This is a genomic window from Collinsella aerofaciens (assembly GCF_039062365.1).
Classification (GTDB): Bacteria; Actinomycetota; Coriobacteriia; order Coriobacteriales; family Coriobacteriaceae; genus Collinsella.
Genome location: NZ_JBCJBI010000003.1, coordinates 44,312 through 61,027 on the forward strand (window position 1 = coordinate 44,312; position 16,716 = coordinate 61,027).

General features: G+C 50.6%; 11 protein-coding genes, 1 tRNA gene and 1 pseudogene. 8 read left to right on the forward strand and 5 right to left on the reverse strand.

What is annotated here, in order from left to right; genetic code table 11:
* Window positions 1-120: 120 nt before the first annotated feature.
* The 8 genes and pseudogenes from ABCN01_RS02300 to ABCN01_RS02335 all read left to right on the forward strand — a co-directional run bounded on the left by ABCN01_RS02300 (window position 121) and on the right by ABCN01_RS02335 (window position 11,047).
* Complete coding sequence (locus ABCN01_RS02300; protein WP_342996375.1) at window positions 121-966, forward strand: ABC transporter permease; 846 nt, start codon at window positions 121-123, stop codon at window positions 964-966.
* A 12-nt stretch (window positions 967-978) separates the two neighbouring features.
* Window positions 979-1,743 (forward strand): annotated as a pseudogene (locus tag ABCN01_RS02305) (ABC transporter ATP-binding protein); the annotation flags it as partial.
* A gap of 591 nt (window positions 1,744-2,334) precedes the next feature.
* A tRNA-Arg gene (locus tag ABCN01_RS02310) sits at window positions 2,335-2,411 on the forward strand.
* Window positions 2,412-3,246: 835 nt separating this feature from the next.
* Window positions 3,247-4,533, forward strand: coding sequence for an S-layer homology domain-containing protein (locus ABCN01_RS02315; RefSeq protein WP_342996374.1), 1,287 nt, complete (start codon window positions 3,247-3,249; stop codon window positions 4,531-4,533).
* Between the two features lie 147 nt (window positions 4,534-4,680).
* Complete coding sequence (locus tag ABCN01_RS02320) at window positions 4,681-5,910, forward strand: polysaccharide pyruvyl transferase family protein (RefSeq protein ID WP_342996373.1); 1,230 nt, start codon at window positions 4,681-4,683, stop codon at window positions 5,908-5,910.
* A 24-nt stretch (window positions 5,911-5,934) separates the two neighbouring features.
* Window positions 5,935-6,846, forward strand: coding sequence for an S-layer homology domain-containing protein (locus ABCN01_RS02325; protein ID WP_342996372.1), 912 nt, complete (start codon window positions 5,935-5,937; stop codon window positions 6,844-6,846).
* A gap of 136 nt (window positions 6,847-6,982) precedes the next feature.
* Window positions 6,983-9,367 (forward strand): WG repeat-containing protein, encoded by a 2,385-nt coding sequence (locus ABCN01_RS02330; RefSeq protein WP_342996370.1) that lies wholly within the window; start codon window positions 6,983-6,985, stop codon window positions 9,365-9,367.
* Between the two features lie 243 nt (window positions 9,368-9,610).
* Window positions 9,611-11,047, forward strand: coding sequence for an O-antigen ligase family protein (locus tag ABCN01_RS02335; protein WP_342996369.1), 1,437 nt, complete (start codon window positions 9,611-9,613; stop codon window positions 11,045-11,047).
* 332 nt (window positions 11,048-11,379) lie between these two features.
* Here the strand turns inward: ABCN01_RS02335 and glf are convergent, their stop codons facing one another.
* The 5 genes from glf to aroC all read right to left on the reverse strand — a co-directional run bounded on the left by glf (window position 11,380) and on the right by aroC (window position 16,715).
* Window positions 11,380-12,504, reverse strand: coding sequence for a UDP-galactopyranose mutase (gene glf, locus ABCN01_RS02340; protein WP_342996366.1), 1,125 nt, complete (start codon window positions 12,502-12,504; stop codon window positions 11,380-11,382).
* Window positions 12,505-12,582: 78 nt separating this feature from the next.
* Window positions 12,583-13,020 (reverse strand): type II 3-dehydroquinate dehydratase, encoded by a 438-nt coding sequence (aroQ, locus tag ABCN01_RS02345; RefSeq protein ID WP_342996365.1) that lies wholly within the window; start codon window positions 13,018-13,020, stop codon window positions 12,583-12,585.
* A gap of 64 nt (window positions 13,021-13,084) precedes the next feature.
* The gene (locus tag ABCN01_RS02350; RefSeq protein WP_342996364.1) at window positions 13,085-14,335 is read right to left on the reverse strand and encodes a shikimate kinase; all 1,251 of its coding nucleotides are present in this window, start codon (window positions 14,333-14,335) and stop codon (window positions 13,085-13,087) included.
* A complete protein-coding gene (pheA, locus tag ABCN01_RS02355; protein ID WP_342996363.1) occupies window positions 14,336-15,481 on the reverse strand; it encodes a prephenate dehydratase in 1,146 nt (381 codons plus the stop codon).
* Window positions 15,482-15,617: 136 nt separating this feature from the next.
* Window positions 15,618-16,715, reverse strand: a complete 1,098-nt coding sequence (aroC, locus tag ABCN01_RS02360) for a chorismate synthase (protein ID WP_342996362.1) — start codon at window positions 16,713-16,715, stop codon at window positions 15,618-15,620.
* Window position 16,716 lies beyond the last annotated feature (1 nt).

The window sequence follows — 16,716 nt, forward strand, 5'->3', positions numbered from 1 at the left end:
TATCGCCTGCCCCTTTGATTAGATATGGGTTAGTTCTCCAGATTTGTTGCGGTGAGTTATCGTCTACGTGGTAGGGCTATACTTTCCACTGTTATGTTTTACGAGACAAGGAGATGGTCCGTGGCTGACAACGTAGAGAGTCAGAAAGCGGTGGCTAAACCGGCCTCTCACGCTAAAAATGATTTTGAAAAGGACAAGTTCATTCTTAAGCAGCTTGTCACCAAAGATTTTAAGATTAAATATCGTCGCAGTGTTCTGGGTGTGGCATGGTCCGTGCTTAACCCGCTGCTGATGATGATTGTTATGTCGATCGTGTTTTCGACAATCTTCGCGCAAGGCCGTAATGGCTCTGTTACCCCCGAGTTGTATCCGCTTTACCTGATTGTCGGTAACGTAACGTTCTCCGTCATGTCCGAATCGACGAACCAGGCGCTGATGTCTATCATTTGGGCGTCCTCGTTGCTGAAGAAGGTCAAAGTGCATCGTTGGGTGTTCCCGGTGCAGAAGGTGTTGTTCTCGCTCGTCAACTTTTCCTTCTCTTTGGTTGCCGTCGCCCTTGTTATGCTCTTTTTCCGAGTGGCTCCTACTTGGCATTTAATTCTTCTGCCGGTTTGCCTGCTGTTGCTCATGTGCTTCTGTATGGGTTTGGGAATGATGCTGTCAGCATTGGCAGTCTTCTTCCGTGACGTTATGCATCTGTGGAGCGTTGTTATTACTGCTTGGATGTATTTGACGCCGATTTTCTGGACGACAGACTTTATCAGCCAAATGGCACATTGGATCCAGGTCCTTGTGGTTGTGAACCCCATGTACAACTACCTCCAGTTTATGCGTGATATCTTCCTGTTTAATACCGTGCCTTCTGCGTTTACCTTTGGGCTGTGTGTTGTTTGGGCTGTTCTTGCTCTTGCTATTGGCTGCACCGTGTTTCATAAGACTGAGCACAAGTTTATTCTCTACATCTAAGGAGTGCTGTTTATGACTGAATCTGCTATTGATTACAGCAAGCAGCCCCTTGCTGTTGAGGTTAAAGACGTTACCATGATTTTTAATATGGCGTCTGAGTCGCTTACAAACCTCAAGGAGTACTTTATTAAGCTCGCAAAGCATGAGCTGTTCTTTGAGGAGTTTCGTGCGCTTAAGCACATTTCGTTTGATGTGCATCGCGGTGAGGTCGTTGGCCTTGTTGGTACCAACGGTTCCGGCAAGTCTACGATGCTCAAGATTATCGCTGGCGTTTTGGAGCCCAGTGAGGGCGAGGTTAAGGTCCACGGTAATATCGCGCCTCTGATTGAGCTTGGTGCTGGCTTTGATCCTGAGCTTACTGCTCGTGAGAACATATATCTGAACGGTGCGCTGCTTGGGTACACCAAGGAGTTTATCGATGCACACTTTGATGGAATTATTGATTTTGCTGAACTCGATAATTTCGTCGACATGCCTCTGAAGAATTTCTCGTCGGGCATGATTGCACGCATCGCGTTTGCGATTGCCACTATAACTGAACCTGACATTTTGATTGTCGATGAAACACTCTCGGTCGGAGATGTCTTTTTTCAAGAGAAGTGCGAGCGTCGAATTCAGCATTTCATTGAGAGTGGTGACGTGACGGTTCTATTCGTGTCTCACTCTATGGAGCAAGTTGAACGCATTTGTCAGCGTGCGATATGGATTGAAAAAGGCGAGTTGCGTATGGATGGCCCTGTTCGTACTGTATGTTCCGCTTATCATGATCAATTCAGCTTTGATTTTATTGATGTTGATCGGAATTCGAAATACGCTCAGGATATTAATTGGATGGTAGAAAAGAGAATTACAAGGGGATGGGCTATAGATAATACTCATCGAGAATTTAGGGGAAAGGAAAAGATTAAACGGCAGGATTTTGCTACTTTTGTCTTTAGACTTGTCAAAGAACTGGATCCCAATGTAAGAGACGGGGATAAAAATCAGTTTGTAAATCCCTTCTTGGACGTTGACATTTCTTCGCCTGGATCATTTGCGATTTATTGGCTTAAGAATGAAGGCTATTTGCCTGAGTTCGATGCTAAACGGGATTCCTTTTATGGCGATGAGCTCATGTCGAGCTCTGATGCCATAGAATGGCTGAGTTTATTGCAACGGCATTTTGGTTTCGGTGAGCTTATTGATTATGGAGTGAATTCTGCTCGTTTGTCGCGCGAAGAAGCTGCTCATTTGCTGAGGATTTTTCATGATTCAATTTCGTTCGGTGGCGTAACGGGATAATAACTCCGTTTGATTCGTACTATTTTTCATGGTTGATTCGCTTTTTATATTTATCGCCATATAGTACTTTTGTTAGTATACATTCAGGCTCCATTAGCTCAGTTGGATAGAGCAGGGGACTTCTAATCCCAAGGTCGACGGTTCGAATCCGCCATGGAGCACCAGAGAAGAGTAGGCCGGGTCGCTTGCCCGGCCTTTTGCATTAAATTGGTTGCCTCACTGCGCCGCGCTGGGGTACTCACCGGGCATCAGCCTGTGCATTTTCCTCGTCGCGCCCTCCATGGCAGCCGCGCTAACGCGGATGGAGTAGATGACATCCAGCTTCGGCTGAGTACTGTCGTAAAGCCGAAACTGGAGTCTAGCGGGGAACATCGGATGAGATTAAGTGAAGCCCGAGCGTGCTCAGAGCTATTATCCATCGCTCCTCTGGTGCGTGTTACGTGAATAGATGCGAGGTGTAAGGGGCAATATGTGCCTTCACACTCTGCGCTGGCACGGACCGCGTCTGCGAACATCGTATCAGTCGACGAGGAGTCGCTTCGCAAGGACTTAAGGATCTGGTGGAGAAGACCGTCGAGGAGACGCTCGACGCGCTGCTCAACGAGGAGGCCATCGTCGAGATGTACCTCGCGGGCGTCTCTACCAGGAGGATCGAGGACGTCTCCGGGTTCCTCTAGGGGTGCCGGTGCCCCCCCGCGAGATCAGGAGGAGGACGAGAGTTGTCGGGACCTTCCAGGACGGTAACTCGGCCCTTATGCTGGTGACGGCAAGGTTGAAGCACATAGTGGAGCACGAGTGGGGGTAGAGGAGGCACCTGGACATGTCCAAGCTGGAGGAGATGGGCGAGCTGAAGGGAGAAGTGTAGGGCTAGAAGAGGACGGGGCCGAGGACAGTTAAATCAATTTGCGAAATAATCATGACGGTACCTGTTGCGCAACAAAAAATACAAGTTAATAACATATAATAATCATAAAGTAAATTGCTTGAGAAAGGGTGCGTATGTTATTCAGGCAATCATTGATTAAAAATCTTGTTGTTCCCACTGGTCTTCTTTTGGTATTTGCTGGCCCGACTCTGTCTTTCGCTATGACCGCTTCAGGGAGTGTCGGTGGCGTTGGGGTCTCTTTTGTTGATACGGGCATCACGCCTGAATCTGATTCTGTTGCTGCGTGTTCAGATCAAGACGTCTACGATCCGTTTAACGGTCGATATTGTCCAGATAGCGGAAAACCTTTATCTCCACTTTCATATGAGGGTTGGGCTTTTTCACATGGAGAACAGGTTAGTCCGGACCAGTTTCCTGATGGTAATTTCTATTTTCCAATGAATCGTCTTTATTCCGTTAAGCATAATGATCATTTCGATTATGAAGTTGGTCTCAAAAAGATCGATGGTAAGTATTATTGGTTTGCGCCGTCGGAGTGGCTCGGTAAGGGAAATTATCTTCCTGGCTGGAAAGTAATTGATACATGGATTTGGCAGAGTGGGCATTCACAGAGTGGGCATTCATATAACTATGTGTCAAACGAGCATGCGCCGCTTGATGCAGAGTGGCGGTATTTCGGGCCCGGCTTAAATAACGGCGTTTGTGCACCAGAGGGTGGCGCGGCTTTCGTTGATGGCTGGCATTATGTGCCTTATGACATCAACGTTGGTTTAGACTACATGCCGAGCGGAATGTATTATTTTAACGAGCAGGGTGTTTGGCAGAGAGATGTGTTCACTGATGTGGATTCAACCACCCCTCACTCGGAAGACATTAAATGGCTTGCCAGACAGGGCATAACGCGCGGTTATAATGATGGTAGTTTTCAGGGCATGACCCCGGTTTATCGTCAAGATATGGCTGCTTTCTTATATCGATTGGCGGGTTCGCCTTCTTTTGAGGCTCCTTCTCAATCGCCCTTTGTTGATGTCAATGAGAATACCCCCCACTATAAGGAGATTTGCTGGTTAGCGCAGACCGGAATCTCTACTGGATGGAAGGTATCCTCTGGTTATGAATTTAGGGGCATGGATAGCGTTAAGCGTCAGGACATGGCGGCTTTCCTTAAGCGTCTTTCGGATTATTTGAACAAGGGCGGTGTCGCTTCGAGCTCGAACCCGTTTTCCGACGTTAACGAATCCACTCCTCACTATGAGGAAGTCCTTTGGCTTTCGGAAAATGGCGTATCAGAGGGCTGGGCTGAGGCCAACGGTTCTCGAACCTTCCGCGGAATGTCGGATGTTGTTAGGCAGGATATGGCTGCTTTTCTTCACAGGATGAGCAGCGCCTCGCTGGTTTAGTACCCATTTGCTGAAGTGTTAGGTAGTTCGAAATTTGGTAAGGCTGGGCATTGCTCAGCCTTATTTTTGTATAAGGATCATTGACGTTTCTGATCCGTAATCTGATTTAAAATACTGTACATCTATTAAAATAGAAGCGGAGGTTCGATGGGTATATTAGGTTCGATTGGCCAAAAACTTATTTCTTTTGACCACAGTCGCCATCCTCAACCCCGACGCAAGGCTTTATATTTAATTTGCGAGCCTGGATGGCCGAATTACGGAGATGAACTTATTGCCCGAGAATGGCTTCGGTATATTTCGAGTATCGATCCTGATCTTCCGGTCATTCTTGACTGTAATAGGCCAGGGTCCGCTGCAGCTATTTTGTACGGTATACATAAGAATTTAGTCTGTGTCGACACTATCGCGCGTCTTACTTTTGAAAATGAATTTGTTAAAGGCGATCATACTCTCGAATCAGTTTCCGAGATATCGTCTGCTGTTAGGCAAGCGCTGGACTGGCAAGGAGGAAATCCACACTACGCCAGTGGGGTCAAATTGCTTGAGGACGCTCTTGCCGGCGTTCATTTCTTGGGTGGAGGGTATTTAAATGGGACCTGGAAGCCTAACTTGGCGCGTTTGGAACTTGGCCGCTGGGCTACAGATCATGGAATTCCAGCTATTGCGACAGGTTTGGGGCTGATGCCACTTTCGAAAGACGATCTAGCATATATTAATGCTGTTTTTGAACGCTTCGATTATGTTGGGGTTCGTGATGCGGATACTTATGAAGCCCTTAATGGGGTCAGGAATCTACACTTGGATGTAGATGACTGCTTTGTCAACGGCTTGGATGATTGCATTCAAACCGACGCAATTGAATTGTTGCCAGAATATATGGTTTGTGTCCAGCATGAATTTTGTTGTGATTCGAGTTTGGTATTTGATGCGGTTGATCGTACGCTTAAAGCATGGGGGGTTAAACCTGGTATCGACCTTGTCGGAGTAGTCGAGTGTAATCCCATTATAGACAGATACATATATGACTATTTGATTGATCGAGGATACAGCCTTCGTTTTTACCCTACCCTTGAGTTGCTTTCGGAAGGTCTGCCGGTGCGGTGTGATCAGAAGTGGATTTCATCTCGGTATCATCCGCATCTCGTTGCTTCTTCTTTTGGCTGTTCGGGTGCGTTTATTAATGTTGACAAAGAATACTACCCAATTAAGCAAAACGCTGTTTTAAGGATGGGCTCCCGATGGAATCAAATTTCTCTCGAGAGCATCCCCGAGGTTCCCGGTTTTGGTTTTGAAGATCTTGACAGTCGCGATAGATATAGAGATCGAATTCGAAGTAGTGTTTCTGATTTCTATAAACGAATTTTAGATTGTTAAATTATTTGTTTAAGGAGGTTCCCTATGTATGAAATTGATTTCAATGCAGAACGAGAGTATTGTCGGGTTTTATTATTACCGTCAATTTTCGTGCTAATTATTACCATTGCTATAGCAACGTCCTTAGCACTGGCGCCAAAAACAGCGTTTGCTGTTGATTTAAACCGAACGGTATATTGTTCAAGAACTGGTACGAAATATCATTATGTAATCGACTGTTCTGGTATGAAAAACCCCATATCAATGTCTCTTGGCGAAGCACGGAGCGAAGGTAGAACGCCTTGCTCGAATTGCGTGCACGATGCTTCTGAAAATCCTGATGTCCCGTCAACCCCGTCTTATCATTTTTCAGATGTAAATCCTTCTACTCCACATGCTGAAGATATTTTATGGCTCTATCAAACAGGTATTTCGACTGGTTGGGACGAAGGAAATGGGACTTATTCGTTTCGAGGCATGGATAGTGTGAAACGTCAAGATATGGCTGCTTTTTTGTATCGTCTTGCCGGTAGCCCTGTTTTTTCGGCAACTTCAAATAATGCAAGTTGCATTTTCTCGGACGTAGACAAGTCAACCCCGCATTATAAGGAAATCACTTGGTTGGCAAGTTCGGGCATTTCTAGCGGGTGGACGGAGGCGGATGGCTCAAGAACTTTTCGCGGAATGGATTCAGTAAAAAGACAGGATATGGCTGCGTTTTTGAAGCGCTTGTCCGTCTATCTCGGGCATCCGTATTACGGAGAGGGCGTAAACCCATTCATTGATGTTGTGGCTGACACCCCGCATCGTCATGAAGTGCTGTGGTTATCTCAATATGAAATTACTCAGGGATGGATTGAGGCTGACGGAACTCGCACATTTCGTGGCATGGATTCCGTGAAGAGGCAAGATATGGCTGCATTTATGCATCGAATGAGCCTTCGCGAGCTTCTATAATTTGCGCGGTTTGCTGTAGCTTATTTCGGTTGCTTGACACGCTTGCCGAAAATTGCCTAATCGGGAGTTCATATTCCTAATATATTTGTTACTCTAGATTTGTTTTATTGGTGGGGGAAAGTGAAAAGGAGTTCCTATGAAAATTCGTTTGAGAATGGGCGTATATGGCCTTCTCGTTGGCCTCATCGCACTTTTCTTGGCACCCGCAGCATCTGAAGCATATACCGCCAAGGGCATTACCAATTCAAAGGGTCTTGTGTATGACGATGTCTATGGTGTGTCGAACGGCGCTGCTATCATGCGTAAGGGCGATCATATCGATTTGGTCGACTCACTTGGAAATCTTCTCTTGGATACTGTATCTGGTGTTGATACTTATATTTCAAATAGCGTCTACGGTGCCGGCTATCACTTCGACAAAGGCCTCGTTCCGTTGTCTTATGGAAACGACGAGCAAAAATCCCAGAACTGTGGATATTATGACATTAATAAAAAGAAGATTGTTGCCTCTGCTGAAGCTAGTGATGTGAATGGTGAATTTTCACAGGATGCAATGTTATTTGCTAAAGCGACGGTTCAAAATCAATCTACTATAATTAGCTTATATAACACTGATTCTGGTACCAAGCTGAGTTCTTCGGTAATACCCACTTTATGTAATCAATGTTATTTTCTTTTTAATTCAGACAACTCTTGTCTTGACGTTTATTACTCCGTTGACAAAGAGGGTCCTGAAAAAGTGACTTGGAAACAAGGCCATTTTGAGATTAATGACGGAGTTTTGGGTGAGTTTGTAGCTGGTTCATCTCCCGCATCGAACAATTATTATCAAACTGGTTTCGACCGAAATGGAATCGCATTTTCCGTTAATTATATCCCTCAGGGATATTCTTCTGGCGGTCACGAGCAGTGTGTAGAAATTGAATACAAGGGAGCTGTAAAACATCTATATGATTGCGGCTCTTTCAAAATCGTTGGTGAGTTCGTTTTTGTTTCAAAAAATGATCAATCAGGATCGAAGCTGGAGGTTTACTCCTGCAATGGTGATCGTGCAGAATGGGTCGAATCTTTATTCAGCAATAATTTTGATTCACTTTATTCGAACACAGAGGGCTTTGACTCTTTTGACGGGTCGCAACGCTATGTTTTCTTTGATACTAAGACGTCCAAGAGTACGTTGTTTGACGTGGACGGTAGAGTGATAAAAGATCAACTTGTTCCTGTTTTTAGTGCTAATTCATATGCTTATTTTGGCAATGCATACGATTGTTCATCTCCTAGTGGCTACGACTCCGTCCCCGCGATTGCCATTACTTCAAATGATGCTCAGTCTGGAGATTGGGTTGTCAGATTGCTGAATTCAGATGGCGACATTCTGTATGAAGATCGTTGCAGTAAGAACGATTGTGAAGATGTGATTACATATGGAGTTTATCCTACTTACCATGATGGTTTCATTTCGATTAATAAACTAAGTAAATCAAGCAGCGCGAAGCCAACGACATTTATCGATTTAACCCATAAAAAGACTGTCGGTACACTTGATTCTTATGCTGGTATGCAATTGTGTGGCGGCAAGTTGGTTGCTGGCGAAATGTCCCCCTCTTCACCAGTTTACTTGTTATCGTCTAATGGGCTCGATCGCTTTATGATTGGAAACCATGCCGTTTCCATTTGCTTGCAGACCGTTGATCCATCAAGGCATTATATTTCTCCAGGCGCCTTATACCATTCTTCTTGCGCCGCTTGGTGGGCTAAGGATAATAATGGTAAATGGGGTCTAATCAAGACCGATGGTACCGTCATTGTTCCGTTTGAATATGATGCTTACGAAGACCTTGATTTTGAAAATGAAAATCTCGTGCTTGTAAAGAAAGATGGGCTTTGGTGGTTCTTCGATACTTCAGAAAAGACCGAACAGGGTTCTGAGGGAAATATCAAGTTTGCTGATGTTGATAGTTCAACTCCTCATTCAGAGGATATTCATTGGCTTGCTAACAGTGGAATATCTGAAGGGTGGCTTGAACAGAACGGTTCGCGTACTTTCCGCGGAATGGATAGCGTTAAGCGTCAGGATATGGCGGCTTTTCTCTATCGTCTAGCCGGATCTCCCGAATTTGTTGCACCTGCAACTTCACCATTTATCGATGTGACTTCTTCCACGCCCCACTATAAGGAGATTTGCTGGTTAGCGCAGACCGGGATCTCTACCGGATGGAAGGTGTCCTCTGGTTATGAATTTAGGGGCATGGATAGCGTTAAGCGTCAGGACATGGCGGCTTTCCTTAAGCGTCTTTCGGATTATTTGAACAAGGGCGGTGTCTCTTCGAGTTCGAACCCGTTTTCCGACGTTAACGAGTCCACTCCTCACTATGAGGAAGTCCTTTGGCTTTCGGAGAATGGCGTATCAGAGGGTTGGGCTGAGGCCAACGGTTCTCGAACCTTCCGCGGAATGTCGGATGTTGTTAGGCAGGATATGGCCGCCTTCTTGCATCGTATGGATGCAAATGGTCTCGTGTAAACCTTGCTGATTGGGTTGAACGGAGACTCCATCAGGGGTCTCCGTTTTTTATTTATATACGACGAGGTAATTGAATTGAATAAAAGAACTCAATGGACGCTATTGTGTTTACTCGGGGCTATTCTTTTACTCCAGGGGGGCTATAATTCTAGCATTTCTTTTATTGCTTCTTTTTTTCTGTTGTTTATTATCGTTATTGATCGCTCAAAATTCGAAATTCTAAATTTCCAAAGAAATATAAGCATGGCTGCCGTGGTATTTCTTGGGCTTATATCTTCTTTTGCATGCGGTTATGGCTCTTACTCGCTTGCTCATCTTGCCCCTTATTGCATGTTCCTGTCTTCGTCATTTGTTTTTACTTCGGTTGATGATTTTGATTTCAATTACCTGATTGGGGGATTACGCTACATCTGTTTCATTTCTTCTGCAGCTGCTATTTTACTTTTTTTTGTTTTCCCTTCTTTTTTTGGTTATGTTAGCGCTGGTCGTCTTCAGGCGTTTTTTCAATACGCTAATACCGCTGCCGTTTGGTTTGCGCTTTCATTTTTATTGCTGCTCGATAGTCCTTTGTTTACAAAAATTGATTGTCTAGTGCCATTTATTGCGCTTGTCCTGACGCGTTCGGTCGCCGTTGCCATATTGTTCGTTTTTGGCCTTATGATTTATTTGATATTGGAAAAGCGGTCTATGGCCTCATTTTTGCTCGCCGTGTTCGGGCTTGTCCTCATATTGTGTATTTATGACATGATGTCGGGACGTATTGTGGAGTCGGTGCAGACATTTATTGAGCGAATTATTCAAATATACGATGGACTTAGATTGGCTGGGTCTAGCCCTTTTATCGGAATCGGCCCTGGTGCTTGGCGACAATCGTATCGATTCGTTCAAAGTGCGCAATACTCTGCCAATGTCATCCATTGTGGCTATCTTCAAATTCTGCTTGACGGCGGCATTTTCGCGCTTACTGCATTTTTATGGTTCTGTATCACGCGTATAATCTGCATATTTAAGGAGCGTAGCAATATTCCCCATAGCTCATTCGTGGTTGCTGGCATTGTTTTAATGCTGCTTCATTTTATGGTTGATATTGACATCCAATTCGGTTTCATTGATTTACTGTTAGTTCTGTTTTTGTCTCGCGGAAATGAAAAATATTCTATAAAAGAATTATCCTTCGGATTTACTAACTGGGCTAATAAAGGCTGCCTCCTCTTATGTCTTTCGATAATCTTCGGCCTTACGATCATTACATGTTATAGAAGCTATTTGATTGAAGTGGGAGATAGAGGTCCTTCGTGTTTTGAAAAAGACCCCGAAGTGACTGAGAATTATTTGCTCAGATTATGTGACGAGGGCGAATATGCCAGTGTTGTGGATACTGCTGATTCTTTACGCTTGCGAAGTGTAACTTCTGAGTTACAGCTATTAAAGATTGGTTCCTTATATTGCATGGATATGAGAGATGATGCGGAAGAATGTCTTCTTGAACTAATTGATATGCAGAAAAAGAACGTAGATCTATATAAAACAGCTACGGCATATTTTGACTATTATGGTATTTCAAATGAAGGTCGCATTCGGTTGACCAGAATAGAAAATCAAGCTAATGAAATGATTGAAAGGCCGCCTGCGTCTTACCTACGGAACCAGGTTCTGTATGAATGGACTCAGTTGAACTGATATCAAAATCAGCATTACTCCTATTTTTTAATTCAAAACTATAACTTTGTGATTTCATGCAAGGGTATTAATCGGTGCTCTCCGCATTTACCCTCAGTTCCCACTGCTTGCTGTCCACTTTGGCTACGGAGTCCAGGATAAAGCCCGTAGTGAGCGAGAGTCCGCACAGGAACATAAACGCTGCTGAAAGCATGGCGGTGTGGAAGAGCGGAACTAGTCCGGTGGCTAAGAGTTCCATAATGATGGGGATGCCCAAAGCCAGCCCGGTGCAGCATTCGCGCTGCGCCGGGCAATCTGTTTGCTTATGGTGGCTAGCTAATGCGCCTTTGTCTCTACGCCTCAGTCGGCTCCACACCCAGCTCGTTGCGGACAAGCTCGAAGGCCGCGGCGATGGCCTTGTCCATGTCGTAGTACTTGTAGCCGCCCAGGCGTCCGGCAAAGATCACGTCGCCTTCCTGCGCCGCCAGCTCCTCGTACTGCTTGTAGAGGGCCTCGTTCTTGGCGTCGTTGATGGGGTAGTAGGGCTCGTCGCCGGGCTTCCAGTCCGCCGGGTACTCGCGCGTGATGACGGTCTTCTCCTGCGTGCCGAACTCGAAGTGCTTGTGCTCGATGATGCGCGTGTAGGGGACCTCGCGCTCGGTGTAGTTGACCACGGCCACGCCTTGGTGGTCGGCCTCGTCGAGCGTCTCGGTCTCGAAGCGCAGGCTGCGGTACTCGAGCGTGCCCAGCTTGAAGTCGTAGAACGCGTCGATGGGGCCGCAGTAGATCGTCTTGGCGGCGATATCGGGCTCGGCGGCGACCAGCTCCTTGTACTCCACGCCGCAGCGCACCTCGACGCCCTCGAGCATGTTGGCGACCATCTTGGTGTAGCCGCCCATGGGGATGCCCTGGTAGCGGTCGTTGAAGTAGTTGTTGTCGTACGTGAAGCGGCAGGGGAGGCGCTTGATGATGCTCGCGGGCAGGTCGCGGCAGTCGCGGCCCCACTGCTTCTCGGTGTAGCCCTTCACAAGCGTCTCGAAGATGTCGCGGCCCACGAGGGACAGCGCCTGTTCTTCCAGGTTCTGCGGCTCGCCGATGTTCTCGGCGGCCACCTGCTCGGCGATCTTGGCCTTGGCGTCTGCCGGCGTGACGACGCCCGGCCACATCTTGGCGAAGGTGTTCATGTTGAAGGGCATGTTGTACATGCTGCCGTGGAAGTTGGCGACCGGCGAGTTGACGTAGTTGTTGAACTCGGCGAAGCGGTTGACGTAGTCCCAGACGTCCTTCATGGAGGTGTGGAAGATATGAGCGCCGTAGCGGTGGACCTGGATGCCCTCGACGTCCTCGGTGTAGATGTTGCCGGCGATGTGGTCGCGGCGATCGATGACCAGGACCGACTTGCCGGCACGCTTGGCGGCATTGGCAAAGACGGCGCCCGAAAGGCCGGCACCGACGACAAGGTAATCGAACTGGGACATGGATATGCTCCTTTGTATGTCAATTGGACAGTTACTTTAGTTTAGGGACAAACGCATCTGACTCATTTGCCCATAAGATTAGTGTAGCAGATGCTCTTTCAGCAGCTCCAGTGCATGTGCGTAGCCCTGCAGGCCCTCGCCGGTGATGGTGGCGAAGCAGGCTAGGCGTGCATAGCTCACCTGGCGGAAGTCTTCGCGTGTTTCGACGGCACTGATGTGAACCTCGACGGCAGGGATGGCGACGGCTTTGAGCGCGTCCAGGATGGCCACGCTCGTATGCGTGTAGGCGGCCGGGTTGATGACGATGCCGTCGACCTTGCCGTAGGCCTCCTGGATCTTGTCGACGATGCTGCCCTCGTGGTTAGACTGGAAGACCTCGACCTCGTCGAAGCCCTGTGCGGCGCCCGCTTTCTGGCAGATCTGGACCAGGCGGCCGTAGTTGTCGCTGCCATAGATGCCCGGCTCGCGAATGCCGAGCATGTTGAGGTTGGGTCCGTTGATGACGAGTGCTTTCATGGTTGCTTCCTTTGCGATTGGAAAACCACCACAAAGGTGCCTGTCCCCTTTGTGGTGGTTTTGGTTAGAGAGCGGGTGGGAGGGTGTCGAGGAGGGCTTGGGCGGTGTTGGCGGCGCAGTCGCGTGAGTCGATGATGTAGTCGGCCCAGGCGCGGTAGCGCGGCATACGCTGTTCGGCCAGCTTATCGATGCCGTCGCGCGCGGTGATGGGGCGGCCCTTGTGGGCGAGTTCGTCGAGCTTGCGGTTGAGCATCACGATCTGGCTGTTTTGGTGCAGCAGCGGATAGTTTTCGTCGCGTGTGACCACGCCGCCGCCGGTGGAGAGCACCAGGCCGCTGCGCTTGGAGATGTCGGACAGTTCCGCCGTCTCCTGCTTGCGGAAGGCGGCCTCGCCGCGCTTGACGATAAAGTCGGCGCAGGGCATGCCGAGGCGTTCCTCGAGGGCGCGGTCCAGGTCGATGTGCTCGCGACCCGTGAGCAGGGCAATCTGCTCACCCACGCGGGTCTTGCCCGAGCCCGGCATGCCGATCAGCGCGATGTTCTGTTCGCGGCGTGACAAGCGCTCCGTTACATCCAGGATGCGCTCGCGCAGGGTGACCTGGCCGGTGTAGCGCTCGACGGCCTGTGCCGCTTGGGCCACGAGCATCAGCAGGCCGCCGATGCAAGGGATACCGCGGCGCTCGGCCTCGAGCATCAGGCCCGTGCGGGCGGGGTTGTAGACAATGTCGATAACGCCTTCGAGCGCATCGAGCCCTTCGAGCGTGCAAGGCGCGTCGGGGCAATGGGGGAACATGCCGGAGGGCGTGCAGTTGACGAGTAGGGCGGCGTCGGACTGCTGCGCGATGTTGCCGTAGTTGACCTCGCTCGTGCGGCCCACGGGCACCACGGTGGCGCCAAGGTCGCCGAGCACCATGCTTGCCGTGGTGCCGGCACCACCGGTAGCGCCAAGCACGAGGACCTTCTTGCCGGTAACCTCAACCCCCAGCTCCTCGACCAGGCACTGAAAACCAAAGTAGTCGGTGTTGTCGCCGCGCAGGCGCCCGTCGGGCAGGCGCGTGATGGTGTTGACGTTGCCCATGCGCTCGGCGAGCGGGCTCAGCTCGTCCAGGTAGTTCATGACGGCGCGTTTGTAGGGGATGGTCACGTTGGTGCCTTCCCACTCGTTGCCGGTCATAAAGGCCGCGAGGTCCTCGGGCTCGCGCTCAAATCGCACGTACTCGAGCCCAGCGAGCTCTTTGTAGATGGTCGGGGTGTAGCTGTGGCCCAGCACGCGGCCCAGTACGCCGTAGGGGCGGGTTGCGGCGGTATCGGTCATCTAGAGCACCTCCGTGTAGCTGCCAAAGTAGGTGAAGCTTTCGCACACGTCGTCGATGGAATCGAGCAGGTCGTCGAGGGCCTTGCTGCCAAAGGGGCAGTCCAGATCAAAGTAGAACATAAATTCAAAGTCGCGGCCGGGGATGGGGCGGCTCTCGAGCTTGATGAGGTTGATATTGAGCGCGTAGAAGCGCTCGAGTACGCGATAGAGTGTGCCCGGCTCGTTGGCCGTGGTAATCATGAGCGAGGTGCGGTTGGCGCCGGGGTAGACGCGCGGCTCGCGGCTGATGACGACAAAGCGCGTGTAGTTGTTGTCCGAGTCCTGAATGTTGGACTCCAGCACCTCCAGGCCATAGAGTGCTGCGCAGCTGCGCGATGCGATGGCGGCAACATCGGTGCGCCCGGAGTTGGCGACCATTTCGGCCGACATGGCCGTGTTGGGGTACTTGGTGGCGTGCAGGTCGTGGGACTCTATAAAGCTAGCGCACTGCGCGATGGCCTGACCGTGGCTGTAGACCTCGCGTATGTCCGCGAGCTTGGTGCCGGGCTTGACGAGCAAGTTGTGGTCGATCTTGAGGCGAAGCGAGCGCACGATGTGAAAATCGAACTGGGCGAGCAGGTCGTAGACGGCGTTGACCGAGCCGGCGGTGGAGTTCTCGATGGGCAGCACGCCAAACTCGCAGAAGCCGTCGCGCACAGCGCGCATGACGCCCTCGAAGGTCTCGAAAAACGCGATATCGGGCACGTCGAAGAGCTTGCACGCGGCGATTTGACTGTAAGCGCCCTCAACGCCCTGGCAAGCGACGGTGGCAGTTTGAGGGAAGGGCGTGTCGGAGGCTGCAGCCGTGGCGTGGGCCTTTTTCGAGACAGTGATGCCCTTGAGTTCGTTGATGTAGCGCTGCTGCTCGGCCTTGCTCATGCTCATGAGGAGACGGAACAGGGTGATGGTTTGGGCCTCGTAGCGCTCGGGCGCGCGGCTGGCGAGGTTGTTGAGCTTGGAGCGCTCGCGGGCGGGGTCGAAGACGGCCTTGCCCATCTCGATTTTTGACTTGGCGACCTCGGTGGCAATGTCCATGCGCTCGACAAAGCTGTTGAGGAGCGTGGTGTCTATGCCATCGATGGCCTGGCGGATGTCAGCAAGGTCCATAGGGACCCCTTTCACGTGTCGGTGATTTTTCTGGGACGGGGATTAAAAAATCATTGTGTACCTAATGATTTTTTAATCCCCGTCCCAGAAAAATCACTGGGTGGGCGTGGGGGCCGGAGCTGGCCCCCGGAGATTTTTAGCGCTGGGCGGCGTCCTCTAGGAGGGCGTCCCAAATCGCGAGGGCAGCTGCTGCTTCGGCTACGGGGACGGCTCGGGGGACGATACAGGGATCGTGACGGCCGTGGACCGAGAGCTCGGCATTTTCCATGGCGTCCATGTCCACCGTCTGCTGCTCGCGGCCAATTGAGGGCGTCGGCTTTACGGCCATGCGCCACATGACGGGCGCGCCGGTCGAAATACCGCCCAGGATGCCGCCGGCGTTGTTGGACTCAACCTCGATCTCGCCGGTCTCGGCGTCGATGCGATACGGATCGTTGTTCTCGCTGCCGCGCATGGCGGCCACGGCAAAGCCCATGCCAAACTCCACGCCCTTTACGGCGGGAATGCCAAACGCGATTTGCGCGATGCGGTTCTCGATGCCGTCGAACATGGGGTCACCAATGCCCGCGGGAAGCCCATAGATGCCGCACTCCACGATGCCGCCGATGCTGTCGAGTTCATCGCGCGCGGCCAGAATTTCCTCGCGCATGCGACCGGCAGCGGCGGCGTCAATGCAGGGCAGGTCGTTCGTAAGGATCGCCTTGCGGTCGGCCTCGCGATAGACAGTGTCGTCCATGGGCAGGTCGGAGATGCCGCCGATCTGCGCGACGTGCGCCATGACCTTGATACCGCGGGCCTCGAGTGCCTGCAGGGCGATGCCGCCGGCGATGCATAAGGGGGCCGTTAGGCGGCCGGAGAAATGCCCGCCGCCGGCGACATCGTGCATGTTGTGGTACTTCACACGCGCCGGGTAATCGGCATGTCCTGGACGGGGCTTGCGGCGCAACTCGGAGTAATCCTTGGAGCGCGTGTTGGTGTTCTCGATAATCGCGGCGATGGGCGCGCCGGTGGTATGTCCATCGACAACACCGGCGATGATGTGAGCGGCGTCGGCCTCGCGGCGTTTGGTCGCGGTCTCGTCGCGACCGGGGGCGCGACGGTCGAGGAAGGCCTGCAGCTTCTCCTGGTCCACGGCGATGCCCGCCGGGATGCCATCGAGCGAGCAGCCGATAGCGGGGGAGTGCGATTGGCCGAAGATGCTTAAGTGCAAGACGTTGCCAAAGGTCGAGGACATG